The organism is Pseudonocardia sp. NPDC049635, from assembly GCF_040659795.1.
Taxonomy (GTDB): Bacteria; Actinomycetota; Actinomycetes; order Mycobacteriales; family Pseudonocardiaceae; genus Pseudonocardia.
The window spans coordinates 144,624-162,802 of sequence record NZ_JBFAON010000003.1 but is presented as its reverse complement, the minus strand read 5'-3'; the positions used below and the strand labels follow the sequence as shown (position 1 = coordinate 162,802).

Here is an 18,179-nt window from a genome sequence, read left to right as displayed (position 1 = left end):
GACGCCCGGCGCAGGGTCGCTCCCGGTGCCGTCCGGCCGCTCCCGGTGCTCCCGGTGCTCCCGCCCGTGGGCCGGGTGCCTGAGGCTCGCGGCGTGGCGGGCCGGGCGCCCCGGGGCTCGCGGGAGCGGCAGTCGGGCGCCTCAGGCTCGCGGGGCGGCAGGTCGGGCGCCTCAGGCTCGCAGCCGCAGGCCCTTCGGTGTGACCCGGAACCCCGCCTCGGTGAGCACCTCCGACAGCTCGGACGCCAGCGAGTCCTGCCCGTCGGCGCGCTCCACCGCGAGTGACCCGAGCCAGCCCTCGTGCACCGCACCGGCCAGCACCTCGGCGGCGGCGCGCAGCTCGTCGCGCTCGGTGGTGAACGACAGCAGCGACCGGCCACCGCGCTCCACGTAGAGCACCGGGGCCCCGTCGACCAGCGCGACCAGCGCGCCGGCCTTGCGACCCGGACGGTGCCGGGTGTCCCCGGCGGTCTCCGGCCACGGCAGCGCGGCGCCGTAGGGCTGCGCCGGGTCAGCGGCCGCCAGCACGACCCGGGACAGCGACCGCCAGGCGTCCTGCACCGGGGCGGGGCGACGGCCGGCGCCACCGTCGAACTCGTCGTACCGCCCGGCCCCGGAGAAGGCGCCGGACCGCAGCAGATCCTCCGGGACCTCGCCGGGCGAGCCGTCCTCCGGAGCCCACACGGGGTTCGGGTCGGTGGCACCGGTTCCACCGCGCCGGGCGGGAGGCGGCGCCGGCCCGGGCTCCGGTGGGGCGGCCCCGTCACCGGGAACTCCACCGGGCGCCGCACCGCTCCCGGTGCCCCTGCCGGGCGCCGCACCGCTCCCGGTGCCCCTGCCGGCCGCCGCACCGCTCCCGGTGCCCCTGCCGGCCGGCGGACCGCCGGCCGCGGCGAGCGCCCGCACCCGGTCGATCGCCCCGGGCACCGCGAACTGTGCGGCGCCCAGCCCCTCGACGATGTAACCGCGCCGGCACCGGCCCGACTCCTCCATCGCCCGCAGCACCTTGTAGACCCCGGCGAACCCGCCGGTGACCCGTTCGGTGCCGAGCGCACCCCGGGTCAGCACCCCGTGTCGTTCCAGGAACGCCTCGGCCGCCGCGTGCGCCCGCCGGGTCGGGTCCGCCTCCCGGGCGACCGCAACCGACCAGCGGCCACCGACCGACGGTGGCCCGGTCCGGCTCGGCATCGACGGCCTCCCGGCCCGCAGCTGCGCGTACCGGCCGCGGGGCGCCCGGCGTGCGGTGCGGTGCGCCCCACCGGACCGTCCGGCCGCCCCCCGCCTGCTCCCGCTGCCGGACAACCGGGCCCGCAGCGGGCTGAGGGTGTCGTTGGTCAGTGCACCGGCCCAGACCAGGTCCCACACGGCGGCGACCACGTCGTCGTCGGACGGGGCGGGTTCCCCCTGCTCGGTGAGGACCAGACCGGCCCGGGTGGCGAGCTCACGGAAGAACAGCGCCCCGCCGGCCTGCTCCGCGGCGCGGTCCGGGTCGGTCAGCGCGGCCGGATCGGACAGCCCGAGCGCGGTGAGCACCGCGGTGTGCAGCGGCGTGCCCGCGGTGTCCAGGTCCGGGGCGGGGAGCAGCAGGTCCGCGACATCGGACGGGGCCAGCGCCAGCCAGCCGTCCTGCCCGGCCAGCGCCCCGCATCCCGCCCAGGTCACCTCACCCGCCGCGGTCAGCTCGTCGAGCAGCGCCGGGGTGTACCCCGGCAACCGGGCGGGCAGGATCAGCGACTCCACCGCGCTCGCCGGGAGCGGTGCGCCGGCCAGCTGCTCGACGACACCGAGCACGTCCTCGGCGGCGGGGGCCCGGCGGACCCGGCCGCGGCGCTCGGACCCGGACCGGACCTGCACGCCCTGCCAGGCCGGCAGGAAACGGCCGAGCGCGCGCTGCTCGACCGGTTCGACCTCGTGCCGGAGCTTCGCCAGCGAGGCGCGGCGCAACCGCCGCAGCACCTCGGCGTCGCAGTACTCGGTCTCGCTGCGCACCCCCGCCGGCACGGACGCCTGCGGCCGCAGCTCCCCCCTGACCAGCCGTCCGGTCCCGGTCAACCGGTCCAGCACCCCGGCGACCACGGCGACACCCAGCCCGAAGCGCGCAGCGCACTCACCCGCCGTGAACGGGCCGTGCGTACGGGCGTACCGCAGCACCAGGTCGCCCAGCGGATCGGCGACCGGTTCGGTGAACGCTTCCGGCACCCCGACCGGCAGCGCCGCGCCGAGCGCGTCGCGGATCCGGCCGGCGTCCTCGATCGCGACGAACCGCTCCTCACCGGCGATGCGCACCCGCAGTGCCCGCCGCTCACCCTCCAGCTCCGCGAACCAGGCGGGGTCGACACCGCGGGCCCGCCCGTCGGCGACGGACAGGTCCCCGACGAAGCGCAGCAGGTCGGCGGCGCCCTCGACGTCGCGGGCGTGCCGGTCCGCGGCGGTGCGCTGGAGCCCCGCCTCGACCTCGGCCAGCACCTCCGGGTCGAGCAGCTCACGGATCGCCTCCGAGCCGAGCAGCTCGGAGAGCAGGGTCGAGTCCAGTGACAGCGCGGCGGCCCGCCGCTCGGCCAGCGGGGCGTCGGCCTCGTAGAGGAACATCCCGACGTAGCCGAAGAGCAGGCTGCGCGCGAACGGGGAGGGCTGGGCCGTCTCGATCTCGGCGACCTTCACCTTCCGGGCGCCGATGTCACCCATCAGCTCGCGCAGGCCGGGGAGGTCGTAGACGTCCTGCACGCACTCCCGCATCGCCTCGAGGGTGATCGGGAACTGCTCGAACTTCCCGGCGACCGACAGCAGCTGGGCCGAGCGCTGCCGCTGCTGCCACAGCGGGCTGCGCCGCCTGGGGTCCCGGCGGGGGAGCAGCAGCGCCCGCGCCGCGCACTCCCGGAACCGGGAGGCGTACAGTGCCGAGCCGCCGAGCTCCGCCACCACGATCTGCTCGATCTCACCCGGTTCGAGCAGCACGTCCTCCGCGCCGGGTACCACCTCGGACCCGGACTCGTCGACCGCGTCGGGCAGGCGGAGCACGATCCCGTCGTCGGCGCCGGAGGCGCTCACCTCGACGCCCCGCCGCTCGCGCATCCGGGCTGCGATCGCCAGCGCCCACGGGCCGTTCACCTGGGCGCCGAACGGGGAGTGCACGACGAGGCGCCAGTCGCCCAGCTCGTCGCGGAACCGTTCGACCAGGATCGTCCGGTCGCTCGGGACGTGCCGGGTCGCCTCCCGCTGCTCGCGCAGGTAGGAGAGCAGGTTGTCCTGCGCCCACTCGTCCAGGCCTGCGATGGCAGCCCGCTCGCGGGCGGCCTCCTCGGACAACCCGGTCATCTCCCGGACGAACGCACCGACGGCCCGCCCCAGCTCCAGCGGCCTGCCGATCGACTCGCCTTTCCAGAACGGCATCCGGGCGGGCACCCCGGGCGCCGGGGTGACGACCACCCGGTCGTGGGTGATGTCCTCCACCCGCCACGACGAGGTGCCCAGCAGGAACGTGTCCCCGACCCGCGACTCGTAGACCATCTCCTCGTCCAGCTCACCGACCCGCGAACCCGCCCCGTCGGCGCCGCCCGGTGTCATCACGGTGAACAGCCCGCGGTCGGGGATGGTGCCCCCCGAGGTCACCGCGAGCCGCTGCGCGCCGGGGCGGCCGCGCAGCTCGTCGGTGACCCGGTCCCAGGTGATCCGGGCGCGCAGCTCCCCGAACTCCTCGGACGGGTAGCGCCCGGCGAGCATGTCCAGCACCGAGTGCAGTGCCGAGTCGGGCAACGCCGCGAACGGCGCCGCCCGGCGCACGGTGGCGGCCAGGTCGGGCAGTGACCAGGGATCCATCGCCACCATCGCCACGATCTGCTGGGCCAGCACGTCGAGCGGGTTGCGCGGGTAGCGCGTCGACTCGATCGCCCCGGTGGTCATCCGCTCGGCGACGACGGCGCACGACACCAGGTCGCCACGGAACTTCGGGAACACCACGCCCTCGGAGACGGCCCCCACCTGGTGGCCGGCCCGGCCGACCCGCTGCAGACCGGACGCGACCGACGGCGGTGCCTCGACCTGCACGACCAGATCGACGGCGCCCATGTCGATCCCGAGCTCGAGGCTGGACGTGGCGACCACGCAGGGCAGCAGACCGGACTTGAGCTCCTCCTCGACCAGGGTGCGCTGGTCGCGGGACATCGAACCGTGATGGGCCTTGGCGACGGTCGGGGCCGCACCACCGCCCACGCCGGACTGGCCGATCGCCTCGGCGGGGAACGGATGACGCTGCTCACCGTCCGGATCGTCGGCCTCCGCCGCGGCCCGCTCCGCCTGCTCGGCCGCCAGCTCGTTGAGTCGCGAGGTCAACCGCTCGGCGAGCCGGCGCGAGTTGCTGAACACGATCGTCGAGCGGTGCGCGCGGACCAGGCCGAGCAACCGCTCCTCGACCGCCGGCCAGATCGACGGCCGCTGCGCGGTGCCGGCCGCGGAGCCGACGACCTCCTCGTCGGTGCTGCCCGGCGCCGGCCGCTCGTCGAGCGCGGCGAGATCGGGGACGGGAACCTGGACCTCGACCGTGATCGTCTTGGGGGTGCTCGGCTGGACGACCTGCACCGGCCGGGCCCCCGACAGGAACGTCGAGACCTCGTCCACCGGCCGGACGGTCGCGGACAGCCCGATCCGCTGCGGGGAACCCGCGGTGATCGCCTCCAGCCGCTCCAGGGACAGCGCCAGGTGCGCGCCGCGCTTGGTCCCCGCGACGGCGTGCACCTCGTCCAGGATCACCGTCGAGATCCCGCGCAGCGACTCCCTGGCCGCGGAGGTGAGCAGCAGGAACAGCGACTCGGGCGTGGTGACCAGCACGTCCGGTGGGGTGCGCGCGAACTGCCGCCGCTCGTCGGCGGGGGTGTCGCCGGTACGCATTCCGACCGTGATGTCGGGAACCGGGGCACCGAGCCGCTGTGCGGCCTGCCGGATGCCGGTGAGCGGCGAGCGCAGGTTGCGCTGCACGTCCACCGCGAGTGCCTTGAGCGGTGACACGTAGAGCACCCGGCAGCGGAGCCTGCGCTCCGGCGGCGGTGGCTCGGCGGCCAGCCGGTCGAGTGCCCAGAGGAAGGCGGCGAGGGTCTTGCCGGACCCGGTCGGGGCGACGACCAGCGCGTCACGCCCGTGCTGTGCGGCGGCCCAGGCGCCCTCCTGGGCGGCGGTGGGCGCGGCGAACGCCCCCTCGAACCACTGGCGGGTGGCGGGGGAGAAGCCGTCGAGTGCGCTCACCCGACCATCATGCGGTCGGGCACCGACAGTTTCCTGCCGGACCCGGTCCGGGCGGGAGCGCTCAGCCGTCGCGGGCGTCGTCGGCGCGGGACCGGGGCCAGATCCGCTCGTCGTCGGTCGCCCGGCCGGGGTACTCGGCGACCAGCCCGGCCACCGTCCAGACCATGGTCGGGAGGAAGTCCTCACCGAGTGCCTCGACGTAGAGCGAGGTCTCGCGCGCGTTCGCGAGGTCGACCAGCGGGGCGACCGTGTACCGGGCACGTGCGGCGAACCGGCGGCCGAGGTGCTCGGCGACCCAGCCCAGCGCGCGTTCGGCGCGCTGCTCGTCGTCGGCGAGGGCCGTGCGCGCCGCCTCGTACCAGTCGGCGAGCACGAGGAAGGCCAGTGACCAGCCCGGCGGCGTCGCCTCGTCGGGCAGTTCGTCGTCCACCGACGTCAGCTGGCGGACGGCGAACCGGGCGGGCTCCGGACCCGGTTCGGCGAGGGTCTCGCGGACCGCTCCCTCGAGCACGTCCGACACCAGGCGGTAGGCGTCCTCGATGCCGGCCTCGCGCCTCGTCCGCGCCATCGGTGCCGTCCTCTCCCTCGTGCCGGTCGGGCGCGAAGCGTATCGGGCTGGTGCCGGAGCCGGCCGCGGGGCAGCATCCCCGCGTGATGACGACGCCACATCTGCAGGACCCTGCGCAACCCCGGTTGCTGGCGGTGCTCGCCACCGGCCAGGTGCTCGGCGGGACGGCGGTGGCGACCTCGATCGCGGTGAGCCCGCTGGTCGCGGCCCGGTTGACGGGCTCGCCGACGGTGGGCGGGCTGGCGTCGACCGCGATCGTGCTCGGCGCCGCGGGCGCTGCGGCGGTGGTGGCGCGGATCGCTCAGCGGCGCGGTCGCCGCCCCGCGTTGACCTGGGGTTACCTGACCGCCTTCGTGGGTGCGGCCGGTGCGGCGCTCGGGACGGCGGCGGGTTCGGCGCCGGTGCTGCTGGTGGCACTGGTGCTGATGGGGTCCGGGACGGCGGTCGGCCTGGCGGCCCGCTACGCCGCGACCGACCTGGCGGCACCGGACCGGGCCGGGCGGGCGCTCGCCATGGTCGTCTGGGCGACGACGGTCGGCGCCGTCGCCGGGCCGAACCTGCTGGGCCCGTTGCAGGGCGTGGCGGCCGGGTCGGGGCTGGAACCCACGGTGGGCCCGTACCTGCTCTGCGCGGCGGCGTTCGGCGCCGCCCTGCTCGTGAGCTGGGCCGGCCTGCGTCCCGATCCGCTGGCCCGGGCACGCAAACGGGCCGGGGCCCCGGGAGCGGGCCCCCGCCGGTCCGGGACGCCGACCTGGACAGTGTTGCGCGGTTCCCCTCCGGCACTGGTCGGGGCGGCCGGGATCGTGCTGGCACACGCGGTGATGGTCGGCCTGATGTCGATGACGCCGGTGCACATGGACCACGGCGGCGCCGCGCTGACCGTGGTCGGTTTCGTGATCAGCATGCACATCGCCGGGATGTACGCGTTGAGCCCGGTCTTCGGGTGGCTGGCCGACCGGTTCGGTGCGGTCCCGGTGCTGACCGGCGCGACGGTGACGCTGGTGGCGGCGGCGGTGCTCTGTGCCGCGGCCGCGCCGACGGCGACCGGGTTGCTGACCGCCGGACTGGTGCTGCTGGGGCTGGGCTGGTCGGCGGCCCTGGTCGGTGGGTCCGCGTTGCTGACCTCCGCCGTGGCGGTCACCGAGCGGCCCAGGGTCCAGGGTGCGGTCGACGTGGCGATGAATCTGGCCGGCGCGGCCGCCGGTCTGGGAGCCGGGGTGGTGGTGGCCATCGGGTCCTACGCGGTGCTCGGGATCGTCGCGGCGGTGCTGACCGTGCCCTACCTGCTGCTGGTGGTGCGGGCGGGGCGGTCGCCGGCCACGGCCTGAACAGGCCGGGCAACCGGCCGTCGGTGGCCGGTCGGCCGCGGATCAGCGCTTGCGCTGCTGGTTCCACCAGCGCAGCAGCAGGACCAGTGCGGAGAGCAGCGCCAGCAGCGAGACGATCTGCCAGGCCAGCGGCGATCCGATGCCGGTCGTCGCGAGGACCTCGTCGGCGACGTCGACGGGTGCGGCGGCAAGCAGTTCGGACATAACTCCCATCCTACCGGCGGTCCACCGCTCACGGGTGGGAACCGCGCTCGTGCTGCGAGCTACCCTCGCCGGTGTGCGGATGAGCCACTTCCGGGAACTGATGGAGGGCGAGTTCGGGGCGGTGCGGGCGGCGTCGCTGTCCCGGGACCACGTGTTCGCCGAGCTCGACGGGCAGACCGTGGAGCAGGCGATCGAGTCGGGGGTCGACCTGCGCCGGGTGTGGCGCGCGGTCTGTGAGGCCTACGAGGTCCCGCCCGCGCGTCGCTGAGCGGGCGTCGCGGAGCGGGTGCACCGGCCGGTCGGGGCCCCGGGCGACCGTTCGGCTCCCGGGGGTGCCCGGTCGGCGTGTCGCGGCGGCGGATCGAACGCGTGTTCGGCTACTGTTCCCGGCGGGAGACGCCAGCGGTCCCCGGCGAGTTGTCCACAGGTGCCGATCCGGCCGCCGAAACTGTCGGGGGCACCCCATACCGTTGCGGAGTGCCTCCCCGAAAGACAGCAGCAGGCCCCGATCGCACATCAGCGAGGAGTCAAGAGATGTCCGCTCCGGACCGCGAGAAGGCGCTCGAACTCGCCCTCGCCCAGATCGAGAAGAACCACGGCAAGGGATCGGTGATGCGCCTGGGCGACCAGACGCGCGCGCCGGTCAGCGCCATCTCCACCGGCTCCATCGCGCTCGACGTGGCGCTCGGGGTCGGCGGGATCCCACGCGGCCGCGTGATCGAGATCTACGGCCCGGAGTCCAGCGGCAAGACCACGGTCGCACTGCACGCGGTGGCGAACGCGCAGGCCGCGGGTGGTGTGGCGGCGTTCATCGACGCCGAGCACGCGCTCGACCCGGAGTACGCCAAGGCGCTCGGGGTGAACACCGACGAGCTGCTCGTCTCCCAGCCGGACACCGGCGAGCAGGCGCTGGAGATCGCGGACATGCTGATCCGCTCCGGTGCGCTGGATCTCATCGTCATCGACTCGGTGGCGGCGCTCGTGCCACGTGCCGAGATCGAGGGCGAGATGGGCGACAGCCACGTCGGTCTGCAGGCCCGGTTGATGAGCCAGGCGCTGCGGAAGATCACCGGCGCGCTGAACAGCTCGGGCACCACGATGATCTTCATCAACCAGCTGCGCGAGAAGATCGGCGTGATGTTCGGATCCCCGGAGACCACGACCGGCGGCAAGGCACTGAAGTTCTACGCCTCGGTCCGGATGGACATCCGGCGGATCGAGACCCTGAAGGACGGCACCGACATGGTCGGCAGCCGGACCAGGGTCAAGGTCGTGAAGAACAAGGTGGCCCCGCCCTTCAAGCAGGCGGAGTTCGACGTGCTCTACGGCATCGGGATCAGCAAGGAGGGTTCGCTGATCGACGTGGGCGTCGAGCAGGGCATCATCCGAAAGTCCGGCGCCTGGTACACCTACGAGGGCGACCAGATGGGGCAGGGCAAGGAGAACGCCCGGAAGTTCCTCAAGGAGAACCCGGACGTCGCGGCCGAGGTCGAGAAGCGGATCAAGGAGAAGCTCGGTATCGGTCCCGTGCTGGATGCCGAGCAGGCCACGCCGGTCGAGCCGTTGCCGGCCCCGGTCGACTTCTGAGCGTGCCCGGCGAGCGCACCGGGTCTGCTCACGGCGACCCACCCGCCTCCGGCGGTGCCGGGTCCGACCGGGCCCGCACCCTCTCGCTCGACGAGTTGTTCGGTGCGGGCCCGGTGGCAGCAGGCCGACCCGATCACGTCTCGGGCGCCGACTCGTCGGGCCACGGCTCGAACGACGACGCGGACCAGGGTGTCGCCGTACGGCTCGTCGACCCGACCCTGGAGCCGGGCCCGGCGGCGGGGCCCGGCGTCGGCCCACCCCCGGTCTCGGTCGCCGACCCGGTCCCAGGGGCAGACGACGGCGCAGGCCCGGGCGCAGATGCAGCCCTGGGCGCAGACCCGGGCCCGGGGGCAGATGCAGGCCCGGGTCCAGACGCAGGCCCGGGGGCAGATGCGGCCCTGGGCACAGGCCCGGGCCCGGGTGCGGCCCCAGGCGCTGCCGCCGATGTGGCCGGCTTCGCGGGCGACCGGCCGGGGCATCCGGCGGATACCCACCGGACCGGGCGGGTCGTGTCGTTCGAGGAGCTGAGCGCCGCCACGGCCGGGCCGGACGCGCCCCGGATCGCGCCCGTCGACGACGGGCCCGGCCGCCGGGCCGGTGCCGGTGGCGCACGGCCCTCCCGTGCCGGCCGCCCCGGTGCCCGGGGTCGCCGCTCGGGCGGATCGGGTGACCGAGCACCGTCCGCGGGGCCGGAGAGCCCCGCCGAGCAGGAGACACGAGCGAAAGAGATCTGCCTCCGTCTGCTCACCGACCGGGCCCGTTCGGTCAAGGAGCTCGGAGACGCACTACGCCGCAAGGAGATCCCCGACCAGGTCGCCCGTCGTGTCCTCGAACGCTTCGACGAGGTCGGGCTCGTCGACGACAAGGCGTTCGCCGACCAGTGGGTCCGGTCCCGGCACCGGCACCGCGGGCTCGGCAAGCGGGCGATCGCGCTCGAGCTGCACCGCAAGGGCATCGACCGGGACACCGCCGACGAGGCACTCACCGGGATCGACGACGACTCCGAGCGGGACCGCGCGCGCGAGCTGGTCGCGCGCCGCCTGCGCAGCCTGCCCGTCGGATCCCCGGAGCAACGCCGGTCCGCCGCGCGGAAGCTGGTCGGGATGCTCGCCCGCAAGGGGTACGGCCCGGGAGTGGCGTACGGCGTCGTGAAGGAGGAGATCGCCGCTGCCGGCGCGGACCCCGACGAGCTCGGCGACGCCCCGCCCGACGACTGAACGGGCACCCTCGGACCCGGGCGGCCGTGTGCTCGTCGGCCGGGGCGTGCCGCGCGGCGCCGTGCCGGGATGCGTGACGAAAGTCTGGTCCCGGCGCCGGCGTGGCCGCCTCCGGAACGGGTAGTCCGTCAGGTGACCGACACCAGCAGCGTTCCCGTGAAGCCGCTCCGGCTGCCGTTCGCGTTCGACCCACGCTTCCTCCCGGTGCTCGCCCCGCTCGGTGTCACCGAGACCTCGGGGGCCCGTGTCGAGCTCGACGAGCACCGGTTGCTGGTGCGCTTCGGCGCCTGGAGCGTGTCGACGCCGGTCCGCAACCTGGCCGGGGCGCAGCTCGCCGGGCCGTTCAGCGCCCCGAAGGTGATCGGTCCGCACCTGTCGCTGGCCGACCGCGGAGTGACGTTCGGCACCAACACCCGGCGCGGCGTGTGCATCCGCTTCCACCGGCCGGTGCCCGGGCTGGAGCCGCTGGGGCTGCTGCGCCACCCCGGTGTCACCGTCACCGTGCGCGATCCGGAGCTGCTCGCGGCGGCCGTCGAGGAGCACGCCGAGCGGACCCGGCGGACCACGAACCGCCGGGCCGACCCGACGCCGCAGCCGGGACGGGTCCGGCGGGCCTGCGCGATCATGCGCTACCCGGCAGGTCTCGCCCTCAGCACCGCCCGCTATCTGCGCTGCTCACGTCGGGTACGGCGGACCGAAGAGGTGGGGGACGCCACCGACCTGCCGCCCGCGCTTCCGCGCGAGGCTCTCGACGCCCACCTGAAGGTGATCGACGAGGGCGCCGGGCCGCTGCTGCACCGCACGTTCCGGGTCCGGATCCGCGACGCCGACCTCGGCGCCGAGGCGCTGATGGACCGGATCTGCGCCGACCTCGACCGCGCCGCGCCCTCCGAGGTCACCTCGTTCCGCAAGCTGCGTGGCCGGCTCGGTGAGCTTCGCCCGGGTGACGAGTACGTCGTCCGGATGCCGGCCCCCTGGAGCGGGCCGGTGCGGGTACTGCGCCGGGACCGGACGTCGTTCCGGTTCGCCACGCTGGCCGACCATCTGGAGGCGGGCCAGATCGAGTTCGCGGCGCACGACGTCGAGGGCGGGCTGGAATTCGGGATCGAGGCGTGGTGCCGGCCGGGGAGCCGGGCAGCGGCGGTGGTGCTGGACACCATCGGGGTCGGCAAGGAGATCCAGCTCCACATGTGGACACAGTTCTGTGTCGCCGCCTGTGAGGTGGCGGGCGGGCGGATGGACGGTCCGATCCGGGTGCACACACGTCGCTGCGGTTGGCCTGCCCCCGAGCGCCCGGGGCCGTCGGCGGGCGGCAACACCCCGGCATAGCGTCGGGGCCCCGCTGCGGCCCCCTCCGGCGAAGGCTCCGGCCGGCCGGCATCACGCCCGTCCGACCGTCCGCCCGGGATCTCGCCACGGCCCGCCGGGCCGATCGACGCGGGCGTGCGGGCGGTGATCCGTCCGGTGCGACCGCCGCGCGCGGGACGGGCGGTGGTTCACCGCCTCCGCAGCACACCGCGGTCCGGGGCGAACTCGACCGCTCCGCGGCCGTGCAGCTCCCGGAGCCAGTCCGCCATCGGCCACCACCCCCACCGGTCGCGGAACCGGTGGGCGTTGCCGACGATCTCGGCCACCCGGGCCGGGTCGGTCCGGGCCGGCCGGTGATGCTGGTGGTAGGCGTGCGCGCCGCCGACCCAGTACAGCCGGAGTCCGCAGGACAGCGCGAAGTCGGTGTCCTCGGCGCCGTAGCCGGCGTAGTCCTCGCAGAACCCGCCGGTGCCGTCCCACGCCGCGGCGGTGACCGCGAACGACAGCGACCAGAACAGCTCGCGGCGCGGTTCGACCAGCAGGGCACCGTCGGGCGGCGCCGGTCGTGCCGGGTGGGGATCGGTGTGGCGGGGCAGGTCCTGCTCCGGTCGGACCCCCTCCGGCAGGAAGGTGACCGGGCCGCAGAGCAGACCACCCGGCTCGCGCGCCGCGGCCGCCGCGTAGCGGGCGATCAGCTCGGGCCCCGGCAGGCAGTCGACGTCGAGGAACACCAGCAGGCCGGCGCCGTCGTCCAGGGCGGCCCGGGCCCCGGCGTTGCGGGCGGTGGCCAGGGGAAGCGGGCCGGGGGCGGGAACGGTCAGCACCCGGGTCGGTGGCCCGACCCCGCCCGTGGCGGGCCGCTCGCCCATCCCGACGACGACGTGGCGCACCGCCGGCCCGGTGGCCAGCAGCCGGCGTTGGCGGGCGAGGTGCTCGGCCCGCCCCCGCACCGTCGTGACCACGGCGACCCCGGCCGCCGGACCCGGGCCGTCCTGTCGTGCGGCGGCACCCCCGGGCGTCACGGGCCGGGCTCCGCGCCGCCGGCGGCGATGCGGTCGAGCACGTCGGCGGCCCGCTCCGCCGCCCGGCCGTCGGACCATCGGACCCATCCCTGCCCACCTCGGGCGCACGCCTCGGCGAGCAGCCGTGGCCACTGCCGCGGCTCGGGCCAGCGGGTCCGCACGGTCGCCAGTCCCGCGTCGTCGAGCACGCCCCCGGTCTCGACCTGCTCGCCGTACGGGCGGTCGGCGGGGATGATCACGGCCGGCCGGCGGGCGGCAGCGATCTCGGCGACGACGTTCTGGCCGGCGTGCCCGACGACCACGTCGGCCGCGCAGAGCGCGGCCCACACGTCCCCGGTCCATCCGCCAGGCTCCAGGTTCGGCGGCGCGTCGGACGGCAGTGCCCCGGCGATCGACCCGGCGACGGCCCACGTCCAGTCCGGGGTGGCGGCGGCCGCCGAAGCGACCGCGGCCGGATCGACGCCGGCATCGCCGCTGCCGGTCAGGACCAGCACCCGGCGCCCACCGGGTGGCGGGACGGGGGCCCTGTCGTCGTAGCGGGACAACCCGCCCAGGTGCACGATGCGCCCGGCCAGGTCCGGGCGCGCCGGCCGGGCCGGCCACGGGGCCAGCAGCACCTCGGCCAGGTCGTGCGCCATCCGGTGCGGGCGGTCGCGACGGTCGCCGGGCTGGAGCACGACGGCGACCGGCACGCCGTGCAACCGGGCCAGCAACGCCATCTCCACCGACACGTCGGCGACCAGCAGCCGGGCCGGGCCGGCTGCCAGCAGACCGGACACCGCGGCGGCGCGGGCCCGCAGCCCGGGGTGATCGCGGGGCGCCCAGTGCAGCGTCCCACCCGCGGTCACGTCCAGGGCGCGGGTGGCGGGGCCGTCGACCCCGTCGGTGTCCAGGGGCAGCTCGTGCCATGCACCCGGCCAGCCGGCGGGGGCCGGCCTGCTGCCGACCCCCACGACGGTGGACCGGCAGCGGGCGGCGATCGCGCTCGCCCGGTGGGCGTGCCCGCTGCCGTGGTGGTGGACGTAGTAGACGACCGTGCCCGGTGCGGCGGCGCTCATGCGGCCGCCGTGAGCCGGTCGTAGAGCCGCTCGTAACCGTCGACCATGGTCTCCGCCGAGCAGGCCGTCTCGGCGTGCCGGCGGGCGGCCCCGCGGCACAACCGGGAGGCGAGGTGGATGGCCTCGGCCAGGCCCGCGACGTCCCCGGGCTCGGCGAGCACCCCGCAGCCCGGGGCGACGATCTCGGGCAGCGCGCCCCGGGCGAACCCGGCGATCGGGGTGCCGCAGGCCAGTGCCTCGGCGACGACCAGGCCGTACGGTTCGTCCCAGCACGGTGACACCACGGCGACCGTCGCGGCACCGACCAGCCGGGCCAGCGCACCGTGGTCGAGGTGCCCGAGGTACTCGACGCCGTCCCCGAGGAGCGGGGCGACCTCGTCCCGGAAGTAGCGGCGGTCCGGGCACGGCCCGGCCAGGCGCAGACCGGTGTCCGCCAGGCGGGCGGCGCGGATGGCCTCCACCGGCCCCTTCTCCGGGACGACCCGGCCCGACCACACCGGGGTCCCGCCGCCCGCCCCGGCGGGCCAGGCGACGGTGTCGACACCGTTGCGCACCACGGTGGCCCGCGCGCCGGTGGGTTCCCAGGCGCGGGCGGTGTGTGCGCTGACCGCGGCGAACGGCAACCGGACCGGGTCGCCGAGCCGGATCGCCGACTCCATCCACGGCGTGGGCGGGGTGTGCAGCGTGGTGAGCACCGGCGCGTCGAGTGTGTCGGCGAGCGCGAGCGGCAGGTAGTGCAGCGAGTTGTTGTGCACCACGTCGTAGCGGCCGCGCTCGCGGGCGATCCCCAGCAGCAGCGCCAGGTAGGCGTGGTGCTCGGCGAGGAACCAGTCGGCCGGCATACCGACGTCGCTGCGGGCGGCCTCGGTGATGGGTGGCAGCTCCGCCATCTCGCGTACCCGCAGGCGCGGGTCGGAACCGGGTGCACCGAACACGGTGACGTCGTGGCCGCGGCGACGCAGTCGATCGGCGAGGCCTGCGGTGTGTGCCTCCAGCCCACCGGGGAAGGGTTCCCGGATGGGATAGCGGGCGGAGGCGATCAGGGCGATCCGCGCGGTCAACGGGGTACGGCGGAGATGCTCATCGGGCTCATGCTCCTGGGGTCGGGTGCGGGACACCGCCTCGAGCAGTCTGCTGAACCCGTACGGCACCCTGATCATGCGTGGTGCAACGACCTACCACAACTCGGGGCCTCGGGTCCTCCCGACGGCGTCGGTCACGGAGCGTCCGGCGCCGGGCTCTCCCGGCACCGGACGGGGTGCGGTGCACCCCGCGCGGTTGACCCGGCGCGGGCCGGGGAATCGAGGGTGTGTCGAGCGAGAGGAGCCACCCCGTGCGTGTGGCATCGGTACCCACCGCCCATCCCTACGTGCGGGCGCTGCACCACGACGCGGTGGTCCGGCTGCCCGACCCTCCGGTACCCGGGGCTCCCGCCGGGCGGTGGTGGCCGTCGCCGTGGTTGGAGCCCGAGCAGGTGCGCGCCCGGGCGGCGGAGTTCGACCTGCTGCACGTCCACTTCGGGTTCGACGACCGCACCCCCGCGCAGCTGCGCGACCTGCTCGGCGCGCTGCGCACGGCCGGCCGGCCGCTGGTGCTGACCGTGCACGATCTGCGCAATCCGCACCACGCCGATCCCGCGCCGCACACCGCCGCACTGGACGTGCTGGTCCCCGCTGCGGCGGCGGTGGTGACGCTGACCCCCGGGGCGGCGGCCCGGATCGCCGAGCGGTGGGGTGTCGAGGCCCGGGTGCTGGCGCATCCGGCGGTGGTCGGCCCCGGCTGGGCGCGGCGGCCCCGCCCGCCCCGCGACGGGTTCGTGGTCGGGGTGCACGCGAAGAGCCACCGGGTGAACGCCGACCCGGTCGGCGTGGCCCGGGCACTGGCCGCGGTGGCACCGGACGGGGTGACGGTGCGCATCGACGCGCACGACGACCCGGGCGGGCGTGCCGTCGCCGCGGCGCTGGCCGACGAACCCGCGTTGGACGTGCGGGTGCATCCGCCGTTCGACGACGACGCCTTCCACTCCTATCTGCAGGAACTCGACGTGTCGGTGCTCGCGTACCGGTGGGGGACCCACTCGGGCTGGTTGGAGGCCTGCCACGACCTGGGCACCACCGCGCTCGTCCCGGACGTGGGGCACTTTCGCGAGCAGGCGCCCTGCCTGACCTACCGGTTGCGCCCGGACGGCCCGGACCGCGGATCACTGCGGGCCGCACTCGCGCTGGCCCACCGGGCCCGCCCGGCGTGGCGGGCCGATCCGCAGGAGCGGGAGCGCGCCCGCGCCCGGGTGGCCACCGCGCACGCCGAGCTGTACCGGTACGTCCTCGCCGGAGTCGGGCGATGACCCGGGTGGTGGCCCGGTGGCTGGCCCCGGGGTCGCCCGGACACGGGGTGGTCCGCCACGCCGGGGCGATCGCCGGTGCGGTCACCGCCCGAGGCATCCATGTGGTCGCCGCGGGTGCTGCCGACCTGACCCACGCCCAGTTCACCGACGCCCTGTGGGGGGCGGACGTGGCGTCCGCCGCCCGTGCGTTCGGTGCCGCGGTCCGCACGGTGCCGCGGCCGCTGGTGGTGACCCTGCACGACCTGCCCGGCGCCGACCCCGATCCGGCCCGCGACGCCCGCCGCAGCGCCGGGTACCGGCAGGTGGTCGCGGTCGCGGACGTGGTCGTGGTGTCCGCGGCGCACGAGGCGGACAAGGCCGTCGCACTCGGCGCGTCACGGGTGGTGACGCTGCCCCTTCCGCTGCCGATCGCGGTCCCGCCCGGGCCGCCACCGGCCTGGTCCTCGACCAGCACGCTGGGCGTGCTGGGGTTCGTCCATCCCGGCAAGGGGCACGTCGAGGTGATCGACGCGGCCGCCGCGCAGCCGGATCGGCCCGCTGTCGTGGCGGCGGGGGCGGTCGCCGACGGGCACGACGACCTCGCTCGTTCGCTCGCCCGCCACGCTCGTCGGTCCGGTGTGGACTGGATCCTCACCGGGGCACTGGATCCCGCGGAGTTGGCCGCCGCGGCTGCGGCGATCACCGTCGCGGTGGCTCCGAGCCGCACGGTCAGCGCCAGCGGTTCGCTGCTGGCGTGGCCCGCGCACGGCCGGGTGCCGCTGTCCGCGGCGAATCCGCACGCCCGGGAGGTCGCCGCCGCCGCACCGGGGTCGGTCCGCCTCTACGACGGGTTCCGGGAGCGCGACGAGCTGGTCGCCGAGGCGCTCGCCCGTCCGGAGGGCACCCACGGCCCGGTCCCGCCCTGGCCCGATCCCGGCGCCGGACACGCGGCGCTGTACCGGCGGGTCCTCGGCCGGTGAACCGCCGCGCGTCCGACCCGGTGGCCGGTGCGACGCCGCCGCCCTGGGTCCCCGGGAACCGCTGGGACCTGCTGGAGGCGCCGACCGGGCCGCCGCCGCGGATCGGTGTCGTCGTCTGCCACTACCGTCAGCAAGCGGCCCTGGTCCGCACCGTCGCCGCGCTGCACCGCCAGACGCTCCGTCCGGTGTCGATCGTCGTCGCCGACGACGGGTCGCCCCACGCCCCGGAGGTGTCCGCGCTCACCGGTCCGGTCCCGGTGCGGGTGGTCACCCAACCCGATCGCGGTTTCCGGGCCGCCGCCGCTCGAAACCGTGGTGTCGCCGCGGTGGACGGTGACGTGCTGGTCATGCTCGACGCCGACACCGTCCCGGGGCCCGGCTTCCTCGCCGCGATGGCCACCCGGCTCGCCGCGGGCCCCGACGTGCTGGCGGTGGGGCGCCGCCGGCACGCGGACCTGAGCGGCACCGCCCCGGGCGAGGATCCCGCGGTGGCGCCGCGGCTGCCGGAACCGGCGTGGCTGACCGAGGGGTACCGGCGGACCCGCAACCTGCTCGACGCCCGGCCGGGCGACTGGCGGTTGGTGATCAGCGCCGTGCTCGGGATGCACCGCGGCCTGTTCGACGATCTCGGCGGGTTCGACGAGCGGTACGTCGGCTACGGCGGGGAGGACTGGGATCTCGCCTACCGGGCGTGGAACAACGGTGCGCTGCTCGTGCACGAGCCCGCAGCGGTGGCCTGGCACGACGGCCCGGACTGGGCGGGACGGCCCGGGGCCCGCGCCGGCAAGGACGGTGAACGCCTCCGGATCGCCGCGCTCGTCCCGGAACCGGGTGCCCGCGCGGTGCCGCTGCCGGGTGCGGTGCCCGACGTGCTCGCCGACGTCGAGCCGGCCGCCGGCCGGACACCGGTCGAGCTGGTGGACTCGCTGCTCGTCCAGACCCACCGGGACGTGCGGGTGCGGTTGCCCGGCCGGGACCCTCGGCTCGACGAGCTCTACCGCGGTGTCGCCGACGCCGCACCGTGGAGCGACGACCAGCTGCGGCGGGCCCGTGCCCGGTTGACGATCCGGGCGCCGTTGCCGCCGGACGCGCTCGCCCGGGCCGTCGCGCTGCTGGTGGGGTCCGACCTGGGACGGGTGGAGCTCGTCGGCCCCGGTGCCGAGCCGTGGGCCGAGCTGGGCTCGACCCGGGCCGCCGGGCGCGCCCGGCGGCACGGCTGCGGGCTCGCCGTCGCCCAGGAACGGGAGGGGGTGGCGACGCTGCCGGTGCATCCTCCGCACCGTCCGTCGAGCGCTGTGGCCCCGTGACCGCGGCCCGCCCGGTGAGCGATCCGGAGCCCGGACCGGCCC

The 18,179-nt window shown here is 76.0% G+C and carries 14 protein-coding genes; 8 read left to right on the top strand and 6 right to left on the bottom strand.

The genetic code is table 11. The features are described from left to right. Window positions 1–171: 171 nt before the first annotated feature. Together AB0J24_RS05545 and AB0J24_RS05540 are read right to left on the bottom strand one after the other, a co-directional pair. Entirely contained in the window at window positions 172–5,235 is a 5,064-nt protein-coding gene (locus AB0J24_RS05545; protein ID WP_358675869.1) for an ATP-dependent helicase, read from the bottom strand. Window positions 5,236–5,296: 61 nt separating this feature from the next. Further along, window positions 5,297–5,803 (bottom strand): hypothetical protein, encoded by a 507-nt coding sequence (locus AB0J24_RS05540; RefSeq protein ID WP_358675867.1) that lies wholly within the window; start codon window positions 5,801–5,803, stop codon window positions 5,297–5,299. Between the two features lie 86 nt (window positions 5,804–5,889). Here AB0J24_RS05540 and AB0J24_RS05535 point away from each other — a divergent pair, with 86 nt between their 5' ends. Further along, window positions 5,890–7,131 carry an MFS transporter gene (locus AB0J24_RS05535; RefSeq protein ID WP_358675865.1) on the top strand — a complete coding sequence of 414 codons (1,242 nt, stop codon included), beginning with the start codon at window positions 5,890–5,892 and terminating at the stop codon, window positions 7,129–7,131. A gap of 42 nt (window positions 7,132–7,173) precedes the next feature. On the opposite strand, the gene AB0J24_RS05530 is transcribed toward AB0J24_RS05535, so the two are convergent. Next, a complete protein-coding gene (locus AB0J24_RS05530) occupies window positions 7,174–7,335 on the bottom strand; it encodes a hypothetical protein (RefSeq protein ID WP_358675862.1) in 162 nt (53 codons plus the stop codon). A 73-nt stretch (window positions 7,336–7,408) separates the two neighbouring features. Between AB0J24_RS05530 and AB0J24_RS05525 the strand changes: the two genes are divergently transcribed. The 4 genes from AB0J24_RS05525 (at window position 7,409) to AB0J24_RS05510 (ending at window position 11,468) form a co-directional block, all read left to right on the top strand. Then, on the top strand, window positions 7,409–7,603 hold the full coding sequence (locus tag AB0J24_RS05525; RefSeq protein WP_358675860.1) for a DUF3046 domain-containing protein: 195 nt from the start codon (window positions 7,409–7,411) through the stop codon (window positions 7,601–7,603). Window positions 7,604–7,869: 266 nt separating this feature from the next. Continuing rightward, the gene (recA, locus tag AB0J24_RS05520) at window positions 7,870–8,922 is read left to right on the top strand and encodes a recombinase RecA (RefSeq protein ID WP_358675858.1); all 1,053 of its coding nucleotides are present in this window, start codon (window positions 7,870–7,872) and stop codon (window positions 8,920–8,922) included. A 509-nt stretch (window positions 8,923–9,431) separates the two neighbouring features. Beyond that, complete coding sequence (locus AB0J24_RS05515) at window positions 9,432–10,139, top strand: regulatory protein RecX (RefSeq protein ID WP_358675855.1); 708 nt, start codon at window positions 9,432–9,434, stop codon at window positions 10,137–10,139. Window positions 10,140–10,295: 156 nt separating this feature from the next. After that, complete coding sequence (locus AB0J24_RS05510; protein ID WP_358675852.1) at window positions 10,296–11,468, top strand: DUF1990 family protein; 1,173 nt, start codon at window positions 10,296–10,298, stop codon at window positions 11,466–11,468. A 167-nt stretch (window positions 11,469–11,635) separates the two neighbouring features. Here the strand turns inward: AB0J24_RS05510 and AB0J24_RS05505 are convergent, their stop codons facing one another. From AB0J24_RS05505 to AB0J24_RS05495, 3 genes are read right to left on the bottom strand one after another with little or no spacing between them, the layout of a single operon-like run. Further along, window positions 11,636–12,469, bottom strand: a complete 834-nt coding sequence (locus tag AB0J24_RS05505; RefSeq protein WP_358675849.1) for a glycosyltransferase family 2 protein — start codon at window positions 12,467–12,469, stop codon at window positions 11,636–11,638. Continuing rightward, complete coding sequence (locus AB0J24_RS05500; protein ID WP_358675846.1) at window positions 12,466–13,527, bottom strand: glycosyltransferase; 1,062 nt, start codon at window positions 13,525–13,527, stop codon at window positions 12,466–12,468. The genes AB0J24_RS05505 and AB0J24_RS05500 overlap by 4 nt, the downstream gene beginning before the upstream one ends. After that, window positions 13,524–14,687, bottom strand: coding sequence for a glycosyltransferase (locus tag AB0J24_RS05495; protein ID WP_358675843.1), 1,164 nt, complete (start codon window positions 14,685–14,687; stop codon window positions 13,524–13,526). The genes AB0J24_RS05500 and AB0J24_RS05495 overlap by 4 nt, the downstream gene beginning before the upstream one ends. Window positions 14,688–14,860: 173 nt before the next feature. Between AB0J24_RS05495 and AB0J24_RS05490 the strand changes: the two genes are divergently transcribed. The 3 genes from AB0J24_RS05490 to AB0J24_RS05480 are packed head-to-tail and all read left to right on the top strand — an operon-like array spanning window position 14,861 to window position 18,137. After that, a complete protein-coding gene (locus tag AB0J24_RS05490; RefSeq protein ID WP_358675840.1) occupies window positions 14,861–15,871 on the top strand; it encodes a glycosyltransferase family 1 protein in 1,011 nt (336 codons plus the stop codon). After that, a complete protein-coding gene (locus tag AB0J24_RS05485) occupies window positions 15,868–16,830 on the top strand; it encodes a hypothetical protein (RefSeq protein WP_358675837.1) in 963 nt (320 codons plus the stop codon). The genes AB0J24_RS05490 and AB0J24_RS05485 overlap by 4 nt, the downstream gene beginning before the upstream one ends. Next, window positions 16,827–18,137: a glycosyltransferase gene (locus AB0J24_RS05480; RefSeq protein WP_358675835.1), complete on the top strand. Its 1,311-nt coding sequence runs from the start codon at window positions 16,827–16,829 to the stop codon at window positions 18,135–18,137. The genes AB0J24_RS05485 and AB0J24_RS05480 overlap by 4 nt, the downstream gene beginning before the upstream one ends. Window positions 18,138–18,179: the final 42 nt, after the last annotated feature.

Coding starts and splice junctions, on each gene's coding strand:
- AB0J24_RS05530 (WP_358675862.1), bottom strand. CDS start 7,335: ATGTCCGAACTGCTTGCCGCCGCACCCGTCGACGTCGCCGACGAGGTC.
- AB0J24_RS05535 (WP_358675865.1), top strand. CDS start 5,890: ATGACGACGCCACATCTGCAGGACCCTGCGCAACCCCGGTTGCTGGCG.
- AB0J24_RS05495 (WP_358675843.1), bottom strand. CDS start 14,687: ATGATCAGGGTGCCGTACGGGTTCAGCAGACTGCTCGAGGCGGTGTCC.
- AB0J24_RS05500 (WP_358675846.1), bottom strand. CDS start 13,527: ATGAGCGCCGCCGCACCGGGCACGGTCGTCTACTACGTCCACCACCAC.
- AB0J24_RS05540 (WP_358675867.1), bottom strand. CDS start 5,803: ATGGCGCGGACGAGGCGCGAGGCCGGCATCGAGGACGCCTACCGCCTG.
- recA (WP_358675858.1), top strand. CDS start 7,870: ATGTCCGCTCCGGACCGCGAGAAGGCGCTCGAACTCGCCCTCGCCCAG.
- AB0J24_RS05485 (WP_358675837.1), top strand. CDS start 15,868: ATGACCCGGGTGGTGGCCCGGTGGCTGGCCCCGGGGTCGCCCGGACAC.